At 47.0% G+C, this 19,201-nt stretch carries 18 protein-coding genes; 2 read left to right on the forward strand and 16 right to left on the reverse strand.

Translation table 11 applies throughout. The features are described from left to right. Positions 1–394: 394 nt before the first annotated feature. From C8268_RS18130 to C8268_RS18190, 14 genes are all read right to left on the reverse strand, one after another. Positions 395–1,405: an ROK family protein gene (locus C8268_RS18130; protein WP_106768962.1), complete on the reverse strand. Its 1,011-nt coding sequence runs from the start codon at positions 1,403–1,405 to the stop codon at positions 395–397. Next, on the reverse strand, positions 1,402–2,028 hold the full coding sequence (locus C8268_RS18135; RefSeq protein WP_106768963.1) for a D-sedoheptulose-7-phosphate isomerase: 627 nt from the start codon (positions 2,026–2,028) through the stop codon (positions 1,402–1,404). Before C8268_RS18135 ends, C8268_RS18130 begins: the two co-directional genes overlap by 4 nt. A gap of 108 nt (positions 2,029–2,136) precedes the next feature. Continuing rightward, positions 2,137–3,627 (reverse strand): FGGY-family carbohydrate kinase, encoded by a 1,491-nt coding sequence (locus tag C8268_RS18140; RefSeq protein WP_106768964.1) that lies wholly within the window; start codon positions 3,625–3,627, stop codon positions 2,137–2,139. Continuing rightward, positions 3,627–4,412 (reverse strand): DeoR/GlpR family DNA-binding transcription regulator, encoded by a 786-nt coding sequence (locus C8268_RS18145; RefSeq protein WP_158702768.1) that lies wholly within the window; start codon positions 4,410–4,412, stop codon positions 3,627–3,629. Before C8268_RS18145 ends, C8268_RS18140 begins: the two co-directional genes overlap by 1 nt. 28 nt (positions 4,413–4,440) lie before the next feature. Beyond that, a complete protein-coding gene (locus C8268_RS18150; RefSeq protein ID WP_106768966.1) occupies positions 4,441–5,733 on the reverse strand; it encodes a four-carbon acid sugar kinase family protein in 1,293 nt (430 codons plus the stop codon). Further along, the gene (locus tag C8268_RS18155; protein WP_106768967.1) at positions 5,730–6,386 is read right to left on the reverse strand and encodes a class II aldolase/adducin family protein; all 657 of its coding nucleotides are present in this window, start codon (positions 6,384–6,386) and stop codon (positions 5,730–5,732) included. Before C8268_RS18155 ends, C8268_RS18150 begins: the two co-directional genes overlap by 4 nt. A 100-nt stretch (positions 6,387–6,486) precedes the next feature. Then, the gene (locus C8268_RS18160; RefSeq protein WP_106768968.1) at positions 6,487–8,916 is read right to left on the reverse strand and encodes an alpha-mannosidase; all 2,430 of its coding nucleotides are present in this window, start codon (positions 8,914–8,916) and stop codon (positions 6,487–6,489) included. 33 nt (positions 8,917–8,949) lie between these two features. Continuing rightward, positions 8,950–9,867: a class II fructose-bisphosphate aldolase gene (locus C8268_RS18165; RefSeq protein ID WP_106768969.1), complete on the reverse strand. Its 918-nt coding sequence runs from the start codon at positions 9,865–9,867 to the stop codon at positions 8,950–8,952. Further along, positions 9,864–10,547: an aspartate/glutamate racemase family protein gene (locus C8268_RS18170; protein ID WP_106768970.1), complete on the reverse strand. Its 684-nt coding sequence runs from the start codon at positions 10,545–10,547 to the stop codon at positions 9,864–9,866. Before C8268_RS18170 ends, C8268_RS18165 begins: the two co-directional genes overlap by 4 nt. 182 nt (positions 10,548–10,729) lie before the next feature. After that, the gene (locus C8268_RS18175; protein WP_106768971.1) at positions 10,730–11,242 is read right to left on the reverse strand and encodes a tubby C-terminal domain-like protein; all 513 of its coding nucleotides are present in this window, start codon (positions 11,240–11,242) and stop codon (positions 10,730–10,732) included. A gap of 117 nt (positions 11,243–11,359) precedes the next feature. Next, positions 11,360–12,169, reverse strand: coding sequence for an ammonia-dependent NAD(+) synthetase (gene nadE / locus C8268_RS18180; protein WP_106768972.1), 810 nt, complete (start codon positions 12,167–12,169; stop codon positions 11,360–11,362). Between the two features lie 101 nt (positions 12,170–12,270). After that, complete coding sequence (locus tag C8268_RS18185) at positions 12,271–12,705, reverse strand: BrxA/BrxB family bacilliredoxin (RefSeq protein ID WP_106768973.1); 435 nt, start codon at positions 12,703–12,705, stop codon at positions 12,271–12,273. Between the two features lie 163 nt (positions 12,706–12,868). Then, positions 12,869–12,994 (reverse strand): hypothetical protein, encoded by a 126-nt coding sequence (locus C8268_RS23370; RefSeq protein WP_272939342.1) that lies wholly within the window; start codon positions 12,992–12,994, stop codon positions 12,869–12,871. 34 nt (positions 12,995–13,028) lie between these two features. Beyond that, entirely contained in the window at positions 13,029–14,726 is a 1,698-nt protein-coding gene (locus C8268_RS18190; protein ID WP_106768974.1) for a two-component system sensor histidine kinase NtrB, read from the reverse strand. A gap of 208 nt (positions 14,727–14,934) precedes the next feature. On the opposite strand from C8268_RS18190, the gene C8268_RS18195 reads away from it, so the two are divergent. Further along, complete coding sequence (locus C8268_RS18195) at positions 14,935–16,212, forward strand: BaiN/RdsA family NAD(P)/FAD-dependent oxidoreductase (RefSeq protein WP_106768975.1); 1,278 nt, start codon at positions 14,935–14,937, stop codon at positions 16,210–16,212. A gap of 87 nt (positions 16,213–16,299) precedes the next feature. Here the strand turns inward: C8268_RS18195 and C8268_RS18200 are convergent, their stop codons facing one another. Then, positions 16,300–17,574 carry an ABC transporter permease gene (locus C8268_RS18200; RefSeq protein ID WP_158702769.1) on the reverse strand — a complete coding sequence of 425 codons (1,275 nt, stop codon included), beginning with the start codon at positions 17,572–17,574 and terminating at the stop codon, positions 16,300–16,302. Positions 17,575–17,588: 14 nt separating this feature from the next. Then, positions 17,589–18,314 (reverse strand): ABC transporter ATP-binding protein, encoded by a 726-nt coding sequence (locus tag C8268_RS18205; RefSeq protein ID WP_106768977.1) that lies wholly within the window; start codon positions 18,312–18,314, stop codon positions 17,589–17,591. A 295-nt stretch (positions 18,315–18,609) separates the two neighbouring features. Here C8268_RS18205 and C8268_RS18210 point away from each other — a divergent pair, with 295 nt between their 5' ends. Continuing rightward, the gene (locus C8268_RS18210) at positions 18,610–19,077 is read left to right on the forward strand and encodes a MarR family winged helix-turn-helix transcriptional regulator (RefSeq protein ID WP_106768978.1); all 468 of its coding nucleotides are present in this window, start codon (positions 18,610–18,612) and stop codon (positions 19,075–19,077) included. Positions 19,078–19,201 lie beyond the last annotated feature (124 nt).

The following is a 19,201-nucleotide window of genomic DNA, read 5'->3' on the forward strand; positions in this document are numbered from 1 at the left end:
TTTGTTTTTTTAAAAATTACATTCCTCTGTTTTCATTTGATAATATTAACTATTATCGTGTTTCATTCATCTTATAGAGATTCGAAAGAGCTTATAAAACTTACCTATTATTGGGTACGTTCCCATTATGAAAAAACGCTTTCAGGAACGCAATATCATCATACCTAAATTCCAAAACACTGTCAACTGCAAATCCGTTATAAAACCAAATTAATTGACCGATTATGACGTTTATATGAATGCAAACCGTTAGGAAAACGATTTATTCATATGGTTTAGTATGTTATTTGATAAAGTGACTGATTGCGACGGGTTTAATTGGCGATTGTTACCTTGTAAGTAAAAGTCAAGTTCTGAAGCTTATTTGAACTATAGAACTGTTGCTATTCAGAGTCTAGGCTTCGCTCATGCTTGGCATCATCTGTTTTCTTCGGTCTTTCGCCTTCAGTGCATGCAAAGCGACCGACAAGCTGGCATAGTCGCCTATATTTTCCCCCAATCCCGCCGGCACAATATCACAAACAGCGGCACTATATGACAGCACTTCCTCATGAAACGTTTTCTGAACGATCGGCTCGAGTATGGCTTGCTGCCGCCCATAAATACTGCCAATGACAATGCGCTGCGGGTTTAAAATATCCACCAGCATAGCTAAACCACGCCCTAACTGAACTCCAACTGTATGGAACACGGCCAGCGCCGTAACGTCTCCCGCTTGAGCCGCCTCTCCAACCTTTTTCGTCGTGATCTCATCCATCTTGTCCATACTGCTGCAATATAGCGGAGTAACCCCGTTCATCAATGCTTTCTTCGCCCGAGCAGCAGCCAGTCTTGCAATCCCGCCACCGCTGCAAAAGCCTTCAAACGATCCGGCTTTCCCATAACCGATCGGACCGTCATGCTCCATCCTTACATGACCAACTTCTCCGGCCATGTCGTTCGTGCCGCTGTATAGCTTACCATCCAGAATAAGCCCTGCTCCCATGCCCGTGCCGAAGGTCAAAAAGATCATATTCCTTGTACCGCGTCCTGCTCCCCACGTCCATTCTGCCAGTGCGCAAGCATTGGCATCATTCTGGAGCGCGACCGGGATACCAAATCTTTCGCGAACAGGGGTAACCACATCAAATGCATCCCAATTCGGCAAATTTGGCGGTCTGTGGACCTTGCCGCTTTGGCTGTCCAGCGGACCTCCACAGCTGATTCCCGCCGCCCTAACAAGTACGCCCTGCTTGCGCTGTAGCTGTTCTAGCAAGTCCATCATAGCTGTAAGCGCGGCAGACGGACTCGATGGTGTCGGAAACTGCTCCTTGTCTATGATGCTGACCGTACCCAGCTCGTCCAAACGGCCAATAGAAACGGCGCACTTCGTTCCTCCAATATCTAATCCGGCAATATGCATCATTGGAAGAATGCCTCCTCCAGCATAAGACATAGCGCATGATAAATCGGCAGATGCCGTTCCTGTATATCCGGTGTATCGCTCCATGGCACTGCGATCGTAACCTCGGCCAATGCTTTCATCTTGCCACCTGAAGAGCCTGTCATCGCAACCGTGTGCAGCCCCATGGCCTTTGCAACTTTCAGTGCTTTCACAACATTGTTCGAATTGCCTGATGTGCTAAGTCCAAGCACGACGTCCCCTGGCTTGCCGTAACCATACACCTGCTGGGCAAAGATCATATCTGGAGCAACGTCATTCGAAAAGGCGCTGATCAATGCACCATGACTCATCAAAGAAATGGCCGGTAGTGCACCTTGCAATTGAGACGCCAGCTGCTCGCCCTCCTCCGGGAAAAAGCTTGTCAGTTTTGCACGCACTTCCTCCGGAACAGGGCGTTGTAGCTTAAACCCTTTCATGAGCTCGCCTACAATATGTTCAGCATCCGATGCGCTGCCTCCATTGCCGCAAATCAACAACTTTCCGCCCTGGCGATAGCATTTCAACATCAACTTATATGCCTCTTCAATATCGTTCAGGCACGGTTTTAACTCCGGATATTTTTCTATTAAACGTTCCAACACCATGTTTATTTCCTCCACCTCTCATGTGTCCAATTTCTATCCTATCCCAATGTTTATATAGTCCAGCAATACCGCTGTAAAAACAGTCGTTATTACAACCTATCAGCGCCTTTACCAGCGCATCAGCTCCCGTTGAATCGGCAAAAAGCGTTCTTCATACACCTGACGGTAAGCAACATGTTCCTGCAGATCAAAGCCGATAACTTCACCTTGTTCAGCTTCCAGCGCATCATACGCCTCTTTAGCAGAGCCAAATACGCCTGCACCTACTGCACCAAGCATAGCTGCACCAAGTAAGGTGGCTTCCTGGATTGGCGGAAGCACCAGCTCTGTACCGCTGACTGCCGCTTTTACATGCAGCCATGGACGCATTCGGACTCCTCCCCCAATAACCAGCAGTCGGCTTATCGGAATCTTGGCTACTTCTTCTGCACTGCGGCGCATGCTTTCCAATTGGTACGCATTGCCTTCAAACAAGGATTTCAGCAAATCCCCGCGTCCGTGCCTTTTGTCCAATCCTATAAACGCGCCGCGTACATCAGATGACGGTGTTGGCGCACCGGAGCCGGACAAATACGGAAAATATACAATACCAGAAGGTCCGGACGGCAGCTGCTCTGTCTCCTCTTGTATCCGGCTGTAATCCAGCGTTTCCGATCCGATGATTCCCCGAAGCCATTCGATGGAGCCGCCCGACGAAGGATTCCCTCCCATCCAGAACATGCGTCCTGAAACCGGATGAAGTCCATAGCTTAACCCCGAGAGCAGTTCCTCCCGTCCAAGTGGGCGTTCCTGCATTATGCCTACAAGCGTCTCGGCTGTTCCCATTGAATTGTACACATCGCCCTCATCAAGGGCTCCCACGGCAATCGCTGCTGCGACATGATCATGTCCAGCAATAGATACGGAAGTGTCTGTGGACAATCCCAATCTTTCAGCGACACCCGGTAAAACGGTGCCTATGGCTGTTCCAGACGGTACAGCCATAGGGCAAACCCCTTCGGGCAAACCAAATTGACGCAAAAGAGCCGTATCCCAAGCGCGCCGAGAAAGATCGAAAGCGTACGTGCGAGCAGCTAGTGTATAATCCGCAGCCAGCTTTCCGGTCAGCTGATAGGCGATATATCCGGCGACAGACAGCCACACGCAGTCTGCGTACGTCTCTTTGCTCCAATCTTTCAGCCAGAGCATTTTCGCCAATCCTACCTTAAACGAATTTCCCAGTCCGGTCTTTCTGAACTGCTCCAGCTCGTCCGTCTCCGACTTGATGTGTTCCGCTTGCGGTACAGTGCATGGATCATACCATGGCAAAAGTGGCGATTGCGGCCTCCCGCTCTTGCGGTCAACGAACAATCCGCTCTCAGCCATACTGGCAATACCGATGGATACTACCGATTTTTCATCCAAATGAGCAGTCAGATCACTGATCATATCAGCCACGGATGACCACATCTCTTCGGGATCAAACGTTGAATATGCGCTCGGTCCTGATTTTGCCTTTACTTGTGTTGCTCTCGATCGCTGGGCAATCATTCTGCCACACTCATCAAACAACGCTGCTTTTGTATGGGTAGTGCCCATATCGATGCCAATCATCCACATTAATGCTCACCTAACTTGCAGGCGATCACTTCTACACCATAGCTGCGGATTTCCTCCAACGTTTCCTCGGGCACCAGATCACTTGTAATCAATATATCGATCTCATTCAACTCACTGTACGCAATAAGCGCTGTTTTGCTGAACTTGCTATGATCCGCTACGAGCACTTTCTTTTCCGCAGACTCCATCATCGCCTGTTTTACTTCAGCATCGTACAGATCGGCGCTCCACAGTCCCTTCGGCACAGAGACGCCCGCAGCCCCAAGGAAGACATAGTTGCCACTGTATTTCTTCAACTCCTGCACAGATTGAGGGCCTACCGTACAACGGGAACGCCGGAACAACTTGCCTCCAAGCAGAACAACTGCATGACTCTCGTGCTGCATCATCTCATCGATAAGCGACAGGTTATTCGTTACAATGGTCAAATTTTCTTTTTCCCTTAAATGTTTCGCTACCGCGCGCATCGTCGATCCTGAATCGAGAATGACGATCTGATCTTCTTTTACAAGATCTGCAGCAGCCCGTCCAATCGCTTCCTTCTCTTCAGAGAACTGCTCCTTGCGCTGATCATAAGATGGAAGCAGAGCATCATTCATATACGGATCTGCAAGAACGGCTCCGCCATAATTTTTCCGAATCAGCCCTTCCCGTTCCAATTGGGCCAAGTCGCGCCTGATCGTTTCCTCCGAAACATTAAACTCCTTGACTAGTTCGGATACTTTCACACTGCCTTGCTGCAGCAACAATTGCTTTATTTTAGTACGCCGTACATCAACAATCATGTTCCTCACCCCTTTTATATTCATTTTACTATTCTTTACGTAAATGTCGTATTGCCTCTGCCATAAACGACTCATCACCAAAACTGCCCGATTTCAACACAAGCAGGAAAGGCGGGTCGGTTAACGTAATACAGGACGGCAAGCCCGGCTGAATCTCCTTCCATACACGCATGCCGATTACATTCATCCGGCGACAAAAAGCAGCGGAGGTGTCTCCCCCAGCTACCAGCACACGTTGTAACCCCGTTCGCTCCAGCACCCCTGCAGCGATTTCTGCAAGTGAATCAGACACAAGCCGGGATACTTCGGTGTTGCTCATCCCTAGTGCTGCGGAGCTTTTCTTCATTTCCTGTACCTGACTCGGCATATTCGAGGAATGAACGGCAACATCGATCCCGTTCATGATCGCTGTAGACACTTCAGTGGTAAACGACTGCAAGTAGGCTAAACGTTCTGAACCCAAGAGCAGCCGAGAGCTTTCCATTTCCTTAACAACTACACCTTCACCGCGCAAATAATCAAGCTGCTCTGAAGTTTGTGGCATCAAACTGCCGGCCGTCACAAGTATTCCCAGGTGCTGATCATGCTCAGACAGTCCGGATTTATACTCCTCATCGCGCTTCGGCTGCAGTCGAGCCGACTCTTCAGCGAGCGCCGAGCTGCCGCACCATACCTTCAAGTGTGATGCTGCTGCGGCAATAACGGCCAAATCTGCTTGATCACGCACATCGACAATGACAAATTGTACTATGTTTTCCTCACAAAGCTGATCAATGAACGCGCGAAGCTTGTCCACTCCTTCATCAACCATCTCCCATCCAATGCGGGAAACCTTGCGTGAGGTTTGCCCTTGCAGTATGCCGACTACATCTGAGTGCTTCATCGGATGAACCGGGTCATGACTGAACTCCGACTCAGACAGCGGAATTCCCCGAACATAGTGTATACCGTCCACTGTTGTACGACCGTTCTTTGGAAATCCGAGCGTCACAAGCGCGAACGATTCATGGAGTGCATCAAGCATCGCATCGAATTCCGCACCGATATTGCCGCGAAAAACCGAGCAAGTCTTGTTGACAAATTGCGTGCAGCCAAGCTGCTCCAGAGCGCGGGTAGCAGCGAATACTTTATCATATGCCACGGCGGCATCGTCGAAGCGGGAATCCGTATCCAGCACGATGACATCCGCTTCTTTCTCTGCCGGCAGCTGATCTACCAGTTCAGGGGAATAGCTGTACACATGGGTTCGCAGACCTGCTTTTGCATACATAATGCCAATATCATTTGCCCCGGTAATGTCATCCGCTACAACACCGATCATACTCTCCACTCCCTTCTCGGACGGTAACCCGAATCATGCAGGAAAGACTGCACTGTGTCGGCATCAAGCCTATTCAAAGAGACAGCGGAAGATTGGGCTGTGACTGCCATCCGGCAGGCCATCTCCAATGTCTGAAGTGCCATTCGCGCTTCCTGTACGGATCGATCGCAGACGAGTACGCCGTGATTTTCCAATATGAAGATATTCGCCTTCTCCGCTTTCTCGAAAATCGCTGCTCCCAAAGCTTCAGAGCCTGGATGATAATACGGAATACGCTCCACTCTTTCCAAATAATACATGGTTTCTACGAACAGATCATTCGGAACCGACAGCTTCGAGCACGCCGCCATTGTCGTATAAAATGGAGAAGCATGAAGCACTGCGTGAATGTCAGGTCTTTTTTCATAAACAGCCTGGTGCATCGGTATTTCCTTAGAAGGCTTGCGATCGCCATAAATCGCTCCGCTAAAATCGACTTCGGCAAAATCGTGCTCGGACAATTCCCCCAGGAATGTGCCGCTTGCAGTTATAACGAAGCGATCATCATCTGTTCTTGCGCTAATATTACCGGCATTTCCCCATGCCAGCCCGTATTGCATCATATATTGCCCGGCGGCTTGAAGCTGCTGTATCGTCTCTTTAACACCCAGCATTTTTCGCGTCTCTCTCCTTTCAACACAAGAGCGAGCGTGGACCAGCTTTAGCCCTGGCCCACGCTCACTTCCTTTCCTTATACGATCTCTCGCCTAGTCTCTATTCCGTCCATTCTATCAGATTGGTTTCTCTGATCGGCAAATCATCGCGCTTTGGAACACAGAACGTCTTGATCTCACATGGGCCAAATGTAGCCTCAATCGTCCGGTTCCATTTCGGCAGATGAATCTTCGCCTTGGTTTCAACCCGATTCGTCTCATAGCAGCGGATAACCAAATCATCGTTATCTTCCGCTTTCTTTATCGCACTGACGATAATGTTGTCTTGATCGACCGTTACGAACGAATCCTTCTGTGGCAGCTGTCCCGCATGATACGTCTCGATAATTGCCGTTGGACGCTGATTCAGCTCCATTGCTTTTTTAACGGTGCCTGCCGTTTCCCAGCTGCCCATATGAGGGTACATCCGATAATTGAACTGCTGGATTCCTTGGTCGATAAAGCTGTAATAACCATCCTCACTCGGCACAACCGGATCATGATGTGCATATATAGGACTGCGCAATACGGTTAGTCCCAACTCCTTATTGCGTACACTATAGCTGTACTTCGCATCATTCATTAACGAGAACCCGTACACGCTGTCATCCTGACGAACGATACCGCTCATATCAACCCAGCTCTGTCCCGCCTCTTCTTCTCCATTATGAGAACGCTCGATGAAGCCATAAGGAATTTCATATGTTTGCTTTGTGAAAATGAGGTTGATCGGGAACAACAGCTTCAGCACCTTGAACTGTTCTCGCCAATCAACAGTTAACTTTACATCTACATGGTCCAGATCCTTGTACATCGTGAAATCCTGAACCAATGTTGATGAACCATATTTGCTGATAACACGAATAACAGACTTGATCGGCCCGTGCTCAACCCGCTTCACACTAGTTGCGGTGAACTCTCCGATCCGATTCTGGAAAATTGTCACATCATGGCTCCATGTATCAGATCTGTCTTCCATCACTGCAGGTACAGCCGCAGGCCCTTGGAATACATCGATCCCGGCTTTCTTGTCATGCAGCTGACTGATAAATCCGGTCTTTGGATCGAACTCCATTCGGAGGTGGTCATTTTCCAATACATAATCATTCGCTTTAATACCGGCAATGACAGCACGCTCTTCAGCCGGCAGCGTGTACAGCTTATACACCCGGTATCCTATCGGCGGGAGGTCTGCCATAAAGCTCAAGCGAGATCTGCCAAGAGCTGTCGCCTGTGACTGCACGGTCTGATAAGCAACTTGCTTACCGGTTTCATCCTTGAGCACAGATCCTTCTTTCAGTCCGCCAACTTCCAGCTCTACGTTCACTTGAGATGGCCATGCATGCGGATTAAACACAACGATCGGCTTCATTCCTTCTTCCTGTTCAATATCGATATTCCAGGAAAACTTCTGCAACGCATAATTCAGTCCGCGTTCCCCGATTGACATCGCCTCTCCATGCATGTTACGGGCATCCTCATAAGCCGCCTCCAGACTCGTCCCGGCCAGGATATCGTGGAATTGGTTAAACAGCACATTCTTCCACGCAATGTGAAAATCTTGCGGGTACGGCTGTCCAAGCAAGCGCTCTGCAAGCGCAGACCACTTCTCAGCCGCGATCAGCTTATTCTCCGCCTGACGATTCCACTGTTTAATGCCTGAATGCGCCGCATAACAACCGCTCGCATGATGCTGAAGTTCATCGTGTACGACTGGAATCGGCAGCTTTTCTTGCTCGATCTCCTTGAAGAATTGCTCTGGTGAAGAAAATACCAGCTCCGGGAAATTTTCATCATTGTTCAAGCGCATAATGCTTTCGATATTTTCCTTGGTCGGTCCACCGCCGTGATTCCCGACGCCGTAAAACACCATGATCTGGTTAAACGGATTGCGAAGCTCGGTCATGCATCGAACGACATGCCGTTCGAGGTCCTTGCCCCAGGACAGATACTCAAACGGAATGCGATAAGACAATACACGGCTGCCGTCATCGGATTCCCAATCAAACACACGGCCGGGCAGACCCTTTTCATGCGGCATCGGACGCATGAACACATAATAATCCAATCCGCTTTTTTTCAATATTTGCGGCAGCATCGCATGATGCCCAAAGCTGTCCACGTTATAACCAACCTTAGCGGTTACCCCGAATTTCTCCTTGAAATATCTCTGCCCGTATAATCCTTGACGAACAAACGATTCACCGCTCGGAATGTTGCAGTCCGGTTGAATCCACCAGCCTCCAACAATATGCCAACGCCCTTCCTTAATACGCTGTCTGATTTCTTCAAACATGTCCGGGTCGTTATTCTCCACCCATTCGTACATGAGCGCAGAACTGGATGTAAACACAAAATCATCATACTCGTTCATCCGGTCAAGAACGGAGCGAAACGTCGCTTTTGTCTCCTGAAATCCCTCTTGCCATTGCCATAACCACACCAGGTCGAGATGCGCATTACCGATCATATGAAGCTTTTGCTTTGTCATGTTGTTATCCTCCTTAAAGGTTAGTGTGCTTTTTTATGTAAATGATGACGCTTTCCCTTCACTGCCCAAGAAATGGCGGATTTTGTCCTGCACCGTTCTTGTGACGGCCTCTCTGCCCTTTTCCATCTTCTCAGAACCAAGGGCCATGCATTCCGCATTACTCATACGCTCTTCACGCTCTAGTGCCTGAAGCAGAGACAACTCAAGGTCAGTCGCGATATTTACCTTGGACACACCGCCACCAGGCAATGTGATCGCCTTCATAATCATATCCGCCGGTACACCTGAACCACCATGAAGTACAAGATGAACAGGGGTTAGCTTACGGATCGCCTGCAGACGGCTATAATCAACCTTAGGCTGTTTTACCATATATACACCATGAGCGGTCCCGCAAGATACGGCTAATGCATCTACACCCGTTTGCTGTACAAAGATACTCGCTTCATCCGGGTCTGTATACAGCTCTTCATCTCTATCTGTTTCTACAAAATCTGTCGTCCCGATCATCCCGAGCTCCGCTTCCACCGATACGCCGCGCGCGTGTGCATATTCAACGACTTCTTTACTGATTCGAATATTATCTTGCAATGGCTGTTCAGAAGCATCGATCATGACAGAGGTAAAGCCGGCATCTATCGCTTCTGCGATCGTCCCCAATTCTTTCGTATGATCCAGGTGGAGCACAATGGGAACTGTAATTTTCTCTTCATGCATTTTGTCGAACAACTCATCTGCGAATTGCTTCGGCGTAATTCCATAACGAACCAGCTCTTTATGAGAGATCTGGACAATCGCCGGAGACTGGGATCGCTGCGCACCTCGCAATACTGCAGAAATCATCGGGGTATAGCGCGGCGAAAAGGAGCCAATGGCAAATTGATTCCGCTCTGCGACCTCCAATGCTTGTTTCAGCGTAATTAAATTATTAAAAGTTGTCGATCTGCTCATTTATTTTCCCCTCTCATCTTAGACGACCCAAGTACTTCCCGAAGCCGCTCAACACCTGATTTAGGACTAGTCAAAAATTTGGATCGCACTTCTGACGGAAGTGTATCAAGCACGCGAGCCATCGATGCTTGTGCCAGCACCACGACATCACATTCATTCCCCAGCTCGGCTAACGCAGCAGCCAACAGACGGTCATGACCTTCCTGGTCACCTGCCATTAACTTTTCATATGCTTCGGATACTACTGCTTGTTTCCATTGAATGATCTTGCCCGTTTGACTTGCCTTCCGTTCAAGTAGTCTCATCGTCGGGCCCATTGTCGTTGCCAATGTAGCCGCAACTCCGATTCTGCTTCCCGAAGCAACCGCTTGTTCTGCCATCGCTTCATCAATACGAAGCACTGGAATGGCAACGGCTTTAGCAGCTCTTTCCGCAATATCTCCTACTGAAGAACATGCGCTCAGAACACACTCTGCGCCTTCTTCTTCCGCAAAAACGGCATATGTGGTCCAATGCTTCTCTACTCGTTTCTCATTTGCCGCATTGTCGCGAAGTGACGGCAAAATGGAATCATCTACATAATTAATGATCTCACAATCCGGAATTCGGCTCGTTATTAACGGCGTCAGCGCCGAAACAGTCACCGGCGTCGTGTGGATGACGGCAATTTTCCTCTTCATGCGCCTTCCCTCCATGACATGTTGTATTTTGACCGATTTAAATGTGGCTTTGTGAAGCTTTGAGGTTATTATCGCTCAAAACTACACAATTATCAATACCGAAAATCATTTTTTTCTTTTTAATAAAGCAAAAGGTCGAGTACAGGAGCGAATACGCCCTAGACTCAACCTTTTTATTGGAATTATTTCTTCTTTAGCGATGAAACATAGTCAATGCCTATTAATAAAGAAACTGGTAATTCACTACTGTAAATGGTTATTTCTTTTTTTCGTGATAAATCCATAAGTTTGTGATCTATAACCGCAATAACGTTTTTTTCTTCGTCTTGAATTAAAGTTTGTGTTTGTAACGCCTTATCAAGATAGTAAAATTTTTTGCCCTTGATCGTGATTTCTTTCGAATCTCCCATTTCGATTTTCTTGATATTCATCAATGTACCTATGATTAAACCATCTTCAAATATAGACCATTTATTTTTTGTCCAATGAAAATGCTCCTTAATCAAATATTCTTGTCCATCTTGTAATGCTTTTACATGAACCTCCCATCCTGTAATAAACATTTCTGTTAAAGTATGCAGTAAATTGGGGAAGTATCTTTGCACTTTAGCCCTAACAATACCTTGCTCATCATGGACTTCAAATGGCTTTCTAGCCCCTTTCATGAAGGGTACTATGTAACTGTATTTCTGCATTTACAACCCCCTTAATATTACAACACTATAGTTTTCATTTAAGAAAATCATACTTTCAATATATTAATAAAGAAACCCCATGAGACAATCTCTGGGGTCTGATGTTTGGGAACGATATTAAATTCCTGGAATAGCGTTTCGTTTATGTGCTGTTTTACGGTAAAAGTTCTCCAGCTTCTCGCGGACGTCAGAAGCGACCTCTTTCCCTTCGAGATAATCGCTGTTATCCTCATAGCTGATCCCGAGCTCTTTCTCGTCACTTTGGCCTTCCCATAGGCCTGCTGTAGGCACTTTATCGAGCACTGCCTGCGGCACGCCCAAGTAAGAACCGATCTGACGAATCTGACGTTTATTAAGCGTGCTAAGCGGCGTAATATCAACAGCGCCGTCTCCCCACTTCGTATAAAAGCCTGTGATCGCTTCCGAGGCATGGTCCGTCCCTACAACAAGCAGATTTTGTTCAAATGACAATGCGTATTGTATAACCATCCGGATTCTGGCCTTTACATTTCCCTTCCCAGGAATGCTGATGTGCTTGTTGACACCGATGTTCTTCAATCCATGTTCCACTTCAAGCGCAACCTCATCCACGGCATCCTCGATGTTGGTTTCCACCGTATACTTCAGATTAAACGCTCTCGCCGTTTCATAGCTGTGCTCAATATCGGATTGTGTACCATACGGTTGAAATACGCCCAAAGTTTTATACTCCTTGCCAAGTTCCTCTGTAAGCTCATCTGTAGCCAGCTTGCAGAGCCCAGCAGCCACAGCACTGTCCAGTCCACCGCTAATCGCAATCAAAAGACCGGCTGCTCCCGAATCCTTAACATATGATTTTAAAAAATCAACCCGTTTTCTTACTTCCTGCTCTACATTAATAGAAGGTTTCACACCTAATTCGGCAATGATTTGTTCCTGTAGACTCATGTCCAGAACTCCTTTCAATATGAACATCCCCGGGTGAAACATAAAAGACCCCGCGGCTTCGGATATCGCCGAATGCTCCGGGGCCTAATAATTACTGGCGTTTATCGACAGTAACGATCAAACGCATCCGTGAGATCGGCTGCAATCTCTTCAGCAGAACGATCCTCGACTTGATGACGCTCGATAAAATGAACCAGTTCTCCATCCTTCATTAAAGCAATGGAAGGTGAAGAAGGCGGATAAGGCGCGAAATATTCACGTGCTTTCGCAGTTGCTTCCTTATCCTGACCGGCAAAAACCGTGAACAGATGATCCGGCTTCGCTTCATGCTGAAGCGCAAGGGCTACACCCGGACGAGCTTGACCTGCCGCACAGCCGCAAACCGAATTGACAACAACAAGGGTCGTGCCCTTCGCCGTTGGCAACTGCTCTTCCACTTCTTCTGGGGTCTTCAATTCCCGAATCCCCAGTTCTGTCAGTTCATCCCGCATCGGTTGAACCATATCACGCATATATCGGTCAAAAGACATACCCATGTTGCTTTCACTCCTTATATAAACAAATTATTAAAAAATATAACAGCTTTTCGCTATTATATATTATACAATTCCGATGGGTGAAAGCAAGATAAGCATAAAAACAGGACGACCTCCTGTAATGGAATTGACGCCCTGTTCTTCTTATTTATCAGTTGTCATTCTAGGTGGAAGGATGGTTAATACCATCCAGCTTTTTATCTTTAATCGGTTCATCTTTACGCTGCTTATTCTCATGCTTTTGTTGTTCCTGCTGTCTGGAATCATTCTTGTTCATACCATTGTTCATACTACGCCCTCCTTTGTCCGATATTCTCACCTTATTATGGCTTGGGCAATCCTTCTTTATCCGCCTCGGCAACCGGAAAGGAAACGGTAAAGACCGTCCCCTTCCCCATCTCCGAATGTACAGAAATGTTGCTGTGATGACGCTGTACGATACTCAAGCAAAGAGCTAGGCCCAACCCTGTTCCTTTGCTCTTCGTCGTAAAAAAAGGTTCGAACAGTCGAGTCAGCTTATCTTCAGGAATGCCAGGCCCTGTATCTTTAACATGCAGCTCAATATGTTCTCCAGCCAAACTTGTCTCGATAGTCAGCACTCCCTTATCCTCCATAGCTTCCATCGCATTACGGGAAAGATTCAAGATCAGCTGTTTCATCTCTTTAGAGTTGAGGTGCAGGTTCGGAACATTGCTGCCAAGCCTCAGATCAATGCTCTGTCCCCGAAGATTAGCATCTGCCCATAACAAAGGACTTAGCTCGTGAATGATATCATGGAGATGACATTCCTCTTTTTCAACAATTCGAGTCTGAGCCAGAGATAGGAAATCACTAATAATTCCGTTGGCACGATCCAGCTCCTCCATCACAATCCGGTAGTAATGATCGAGCGAATCCGGGCTTTTCTCTTTCATTAGTTGAAGAAATCCTCTTACTACAGCCATAGGATTCCGGATTTCATGCGTAATGCTTGCAGCCATTTGACCGACCATGCTGAGCCGCTCGATATTGATCAATTCACTCTTCAGCTTCTCGATTTCAGTAATGTCATGAATAATCGCAACTGCACCTTCGATCTGCTGTGTTTCCTCATTAAAGAGCGGAAATGTCCCTGTGGAATATATATTCGTATCATTGCGTATCACTTCTTCATTGGATTGAATGCCTTGAAGTGCTTCAAGAACCCTGTGTTTTAGGAAGTCTTGCTCCATCGATCCTTTAATAATCTCGTCAAAGGCACGGCCGATCAATTCTTCCGTATGAGCTTGAGGACAGCTTCTCTTGTAGTTCATTTCCAACTGTTTGTTCAGCATAGCGATATTCCCTTTTTTATCAACCACAGCCATTCCCAAAGGTATCATGTCAATAAATTGTTGAAGCCATGTTTTTTCTGTTTCGGACTTTGCTGGCGTATGAATAAACAACCGTTTATACACGAATTCAATAAAATAGACAAGAAGTGCCCCATTAAAAATACTAAAAAGAACATATAAAAGCGTAATTAAAATTGTTTCTGAATCATACGACGCGTTAAAAACTTTATTTTCTAAAATAGGGGAAACTAAGATGATCATCAAGGCAGGTATAAGTCCAATCCAGAGACATCCGATTTTCTCCATCACAGAGCTTCGTTTAAACCGAGAAGAAAGGAAGAATAGAAGAGGATACACAGGAAGCCCTGTATACAGTATCATTCCGGATAAGGAAAATCCGTTAATAAGCCCGTGACTAACCATATAAAGAAGTGAAAGTAGGCAGCCAGCCGTTCTGCCGCCATATAAAATACCTACAAACAGCGGCAAAATACCGAGATTAATCGGGATCATACCATTATAAACGGAGGACAGCCCAAAACAGAACAACATGCTTATCGCACAGGTTATTACGACCAGATTCCGGTATTGCTGTCGATCGTCCGTTCCATGTGACTTGAGATGATTACTGAAGAAGAGCGGAATCTGAAAAGTAAACAAACCGGACAGCATAATTTGCAGCAAAATGTCCTTCATTGCAGTTAACACAATGCGTCATCACCTCAATTGATGTGTGCCTCTGTTATTGTTGATTAAATCACAAGCGACATTAAATTACAATACTTGTAAAATCCTGTGGAAAAGAAATGAACCCTAGCAGATTACGGCGAGACTTAAGGGTTGGGCTATAAGGTAAATACGTTTATAATAAACGTTATGTATTCATGAATTACCCCCAAAGGAGCTATGAACAAACATGTCACATTATGATGTTATTGTTGTAGGGGGAGGTCCCTCCGGGCTTATGGCTTGTATAGCTGCTGCGGAGAGGGGAGCATCCGTCCTGCTGGTTGATAAAGGAGATAAATTGGGACGCAAGCTGGGCATTTCCGGGGGCGGACGCTGCAATGTTACCAACGCCAAAGACATCGATGAGCTCATTGCCCACATTCCGGGAAACGGACGCTTCTTGTATAGTTCGTTCCAGCACTGGAACAATCGGGATATTATGGCCTTCTTCGAAGGACTTGGCATCGCCTTGAAAGAGGAGGACAACGGCCGAATGTTCCCGGTTTCGGACAAGGCATCAAGCGTAGTGAATGCACTGGTTGGCAGGGTAAAAGAGCTGGGCACGAAAATCATAACTAATAGTCCTGTGGAACGAATTATTTATAAAGATGGAAAAACCGCCGGGATTGAACTAAAATCAGGAGCTACGCATACATCCCCCTGCGTCATCATCGCGACCGGAGGACAATCTGTTCCGCAAACCGGGTCCACTGGAGACGGTTATCCCTGGGCTGCTGCAGCGGGACATACGATTACAGAACGGTATCCAACAGAAGTGCCGATTGTTTCCACCGAAACCTGGATCGCTTCTAAAGAGCTTCAGGGGCTTTCGCTTCGGGATGTCGAACTGTCTGTCTGGAATCCGAAGGGCAAAAGAGTTATCGCACACAGAGGGGACATGCTGTTTACACATTTCGGTGTTTCAGGACCGATTGCACTGCGCTGCAGCCAGTTTATTCGCCAGGTCCAACGAAAGTTCGACACTGTCAACGTCGATCTTGCGATTGATCTTTTCCCGGACCTTTCAATTGGCGCTGTTGAGTCCGAGTTGAGGCATCGATTGGAACAAGAACCGAGAAAAGCAGTTAAAAATGCTATAAAAGGCTGGATTCCCGAGCGGATGATTCCCCTTCTGCTATCCAAAGCCGGAATTGACGGGGATACGATCTGCAGCGGAATACCGAAAGCATCCATCTCTGCCTTCGCTTCTATCCTGAAAAAATTTGTTTTCCGAGCCTGCGGTACACGTTCGCTGAAAGAGGCGTTCGTCACGGGGGGAGGGGTGAGTCTGAAGGAGATTCAACCCAAAACGATGGAATCCAAGTTGATGCCGGGGCTTTTCTTCTGCGGCGAAGTGATGGACATCCATGGATATACAGGCGGATACAATATTACAGCTGCATTCTCCACCGGTTATACAGCAGGAAAACATGCCGCAGAGCTGGCAGCGACTTTTCGGAACTAACCGCAAAAAGAAATCGCCCTTTTCGATCAAATGGAGGTATTATACCACCATTCATCAAGGAGCGATTTCTTTGTATTTTCCAATAACCTAATCTTTCCGCTTTTGGGGTGGACGCGAAAACAGCACCGGGACCGAATAAGAACATATAAGAGCCAACGGCGCCGCCGCCAGCAGCCCAATTCCAACAGGCCATAGCGTTAAAGCAAAAGCGAGCGAAATGAGCAAAGCCGGAAGCAGCATTAAAGTGCGAACAGCGAGAAGGCCCGCCGACATCTGCTGTGCGCTGCTAAACGGAAGAACCAGCGAGAACTCCGCTTCAGCAAAAGCGGTCCATTTCATATGCAGCAAATAACTTACAAGAAGCATCAAAGCCCCATACACAATCACTTTGACAACACCAGGCGGGAACAAAACAGCCGGAATAGCTGCCGCAGTAAGCTGGACATAAAGCAAAAGGTTTTCCCGATTTCGAAGAAAGGCTTTTACGCCCGCTCCAGCAAAACGTTTATCCGGGGCACTTGATCGATAAATTCTGCGGGATTTGCGGAACAACCATGATTTGCTTCGTGTTCTGGGAGGTTTGCCTACAGCCTGAGCAAGCACTTTGTCCGTTAGCCGCATGCGTATGCGTGCATCCTCCTGTACATCAGCAGTAAAGGTCCCCACCATAGACAGACGAGTCCGCATGAGGAAGACAGCCGTGAGCATTAAGAGCAGTCCGGTTACCATAGCGGATATTGGCATCCCCGGCAGAAACATAAGGATCGCCAAGAAAATGACATAGGACAATGCTCTCAGCAGCAGTGAAAACAGTCCTTTTAGAAAACCTCGAAACCGGACCCGGATGTTATGAATCAGCAAGTTGGTACACCATGAGCTTCCTGCCGCCAGCACTCCCCACGAAAATAAAGTCCAAGCATCAAGCCCGAATCCCCGATACAGAAAAGGCAGGGTGATCATTACAAACATCAAGCCTTTAAGCGTGTTTACTGTGATGCTGTAAATCATGCCCCTTGCCATCAGTCCTCTCATCCAACGAGACTGCTGCCTTAGAAACAGCATGTCGCCTTCCTCGACAAAGAGCAGAACATGTCCTGAAAACATAAACAGCAATGCAGCCGCAGCGACCTGCCAAGGCATAAGCTCCAGCCAGGCCGGAGGCGGCGTAGTCCACTGCTCCATATAAAGTCCAGCGCCAAGAAGCAGACCCGGAATCAATATATACAGCATAACGGTCCAGTCAGCCACCGATTGTATAACGGAAAGCTGATACTTCCAATAGGTAAGCATTCTCCGTCTAAAAAGCTGGGCCGGATGAACAATGCGCGATTTCCTACGGATTTCATTTCTCTTTTTCTCCACTTCGGCTCCTCCCTTCATGTAAGGACGTCGAAGCAATCAAACAAAGATCCCTCAGGCAATCCGGCAGAGCTTCGAATATCGTCCAAACTTCCTTGAGAAGCAACGCGGCCGCCTGAAATGAGTACGAAGGAGTCGCAAATTTTTTCTGCAGTATCCAAAACATGTGTTGACATTAAAATCCCTGCCCCCCGCCCTCTCTCCGTATCAAGCAGTTCCAGAAAGTCTTTGGTCGCACGCGGGTCAAGACCGATAAACGGCTCATCTACAATATAAATATCCGGCTGTGCCATAAATCCGATCATAAGCATCATTTTTTGCTTCATCCCTTTGGAAAATCCTCCAGGCAGCCCATGACGAACATGTTCCATATCAAACTGCTTCAATAAATGATTAGCTTGGTTCACAAAATGCTTATCCTCCAAACCAAACGCTGCCGCAGCAAGATCAAGATGCTCCCAAAGCGTCAGGTCTTCATAAAAAACCGGTTGTTCCGGTACATATGCGTATTTAGGCGGGTCTCCTGCAATCTCTACTTCAGCTTTTGCATCTTTGAGCAGACCCATCACTGTCTTGATCGTCGTGCTCTTTCCTGCTCCATTAGGGCCAATCAAGCCGAGCAGTTCTCCTCTATATACTTGAAAATGCACATCATGGATTTGGGGGCGGCCCGGCTCATATCCGGCTTCCTCAATATCCACTTCCAGCACCGGCAGACTCTGCTGATTGTAACATTCCACCATTTTCTTCTCTCCTGCTATCATTCAATTTATTCATAAATTGTTGATTCCTCTACTTCCCATAATTAGGGTCAATACCTATTATTACGAAGGAAAAACTAATCGGTTACAAGAACCCTTTCTATTTATCAAGTCGGCTCATGGCTGAGGTAAAGGGATAAATATGAACAGGAGTCCTTTTTATTTTTAAATACTAAAATAGAGTCTAATTGTGATAAATAACATGTTTCTAATTCATAGATTGGAGTAATCTATATTCAAAGAAATCTATGGCATGACCAAAAAGGCGGGAAGAAGCATGATCTTATCACATGAACGCGATACACAGCTGTCACTGCATCTATATCGGGTTTTTGCCAAATCGTTTAAAAGTGTAAACGAGCACGCCGTAGCAGGCAGTAAAATCGAAGGTTTTAATCCTACGGCTTTTGCGGTTATGGAAGTGCTTTATTACAAAGGGCCCCAACCCATTCAACAAATCGGTGCCAAGCTGCTGCTGCAAAGCGGAAATGTCACTTATGTTATCGACAAACTGGAAAGCAAAGGATTCCTGATTCGCAAGCCTTGTCCGAAGGACCGCAGAGTGATATATGCAGAACTGACTCCTAAAGGGGAAGCTCTGATGAATGAACAATACCCTCAGTATGCAGAAAGAATTCATTTTGCGCTTAGCGGATTGTCTGAAGAAGAAAAGGATCAGATGATTTATCTTCTGAAAAGACTTGGGAAACAGGCGGAGAAATTGGCTCCATTAGCACGTAAGTGAAATAAAGCACATACTAATCCGGCGAGGGATATCCTCTGCCGGTTTGTGCTGTTCAAAAAACGGTTATTACTTGCTGGTAATGCAAATGATGTGAATAAAGCCGATCCGTGACTCCTTATGGAAT

The organism is Paenibacillus faecalis, from assembly GCF_900289175.1.
Classification (GTDB): domain Bacteria; phylum Bacillota; class Bacilli; order Paenibacillales; family Paenibacillaceae; genus Paenibacillus_AQ; species Paenibacillus_AQ faecalis.

Coding starts and splice junctions, on each gene's coding strand:
- C8268_RS23370 (WP_272939342.1), bottom strand. CDS start 12,994: ATGAACAATGGTATGAACAAGAATGATTCCAGACAGCAGGAACAACAA.
- C8268_RS18210 (WP_106768978.1), top strand. CDS start 18,610: ATGATCTTATCACATGAACGCGATACACAGCTGTCACTGCATCTATAT.
- C8268_RS18170 (WP_106768970.1), bottom strand. CDS start 10,547: ATGAAGAGGAAAATTGCCGTCATCCACACGACGCCGGTGACTGTTTCG.
- C8268_RS18140 (WP_106768964.1), bottom strand. CDS start 3,627: ATGTGGATGATTGGCATCGATATGGGCACTACCCATACAAAAGCAGCG.
- C8268_RS18195 (WP_106768975.1), top strand. CDS start 14,935: ATGTCACATTATGATGTTATTGTTGTAGGGGGAGGTCCCTCCGGGCTT.
- C8268_RS18155 (WP_106768967.1), bottom strand. CDS start 6,386: ATGCTGGGTGTTAAAGAGACGATACAGCAGCTTCAAGCCGCCGGGCAA.
- C8268_RS18150 (WP_106768966.1), bottom strand. CDS start 5,733: ATGATCGGTGTTGTAGCGGATGACATTACCGGGGCAAATGATATTGGC.
- C8268_RS18185 (WP_106768973.1), bottom strand. CDS start 12,705: ATGGGTATGTCTTTTGACCGATATATGCGTGATATGGTTCAACCGATG.
- C8268_RS18175 (WP_106768971.1), bottom strand. CDS start 11,242: ATGCAGAAATACAGTTACATAGTACCCTTCATGAAAGGGGCTAGAAAG.
- C8268_RS18205 (WP_106768977.1), bottom strand. CDS start 18,314: ATGGTGGAATGTTACAATCAGCAGAGTCTGCCGGTGCTGGAAGTGGAT.
- C8268_RS18160 (WP_106768968.1), bottom strand. CDS start 8,916: ATGACAAAGCAAAAGCTTCATATGATCGGTAATGCGCATCTCGACCTG.
- C8268_RS18165 (WP_106768969.1), bottom strand. CDS start 9,867: ATGAGCAGATCGACAACTTTTAATAATTTAATTACGCTGAAACAAGCA.
- C8268_RS18145 (WP_158702768.1), bottom strand. CDS start 4,412: ATGATTGTTGATGTACGGCGTACTAAAATAAAGCAATTGTTGCTGCAG.
- nadE (WP_106768972.1), bottom strand. CDS start 12,169: ATGAGTCTACAGGAACAAATCATTGCCGAATTAGGTGTGAAACCTTCT.
- C8268_RS18135 (WP_106768963.1), bottom strand. CDS start 2,028: ATGGTGTTGGAACGTTTAATAGAAAAATATCCGGAGTTAAAACCGTGC.
- C8268_RS18130 (WP_106768962.1), bottom strand. CDS start 1,405: ATGATGCATATTGCCGGATTAGATATTGGAGGAACGAAGTGCGCCGTT.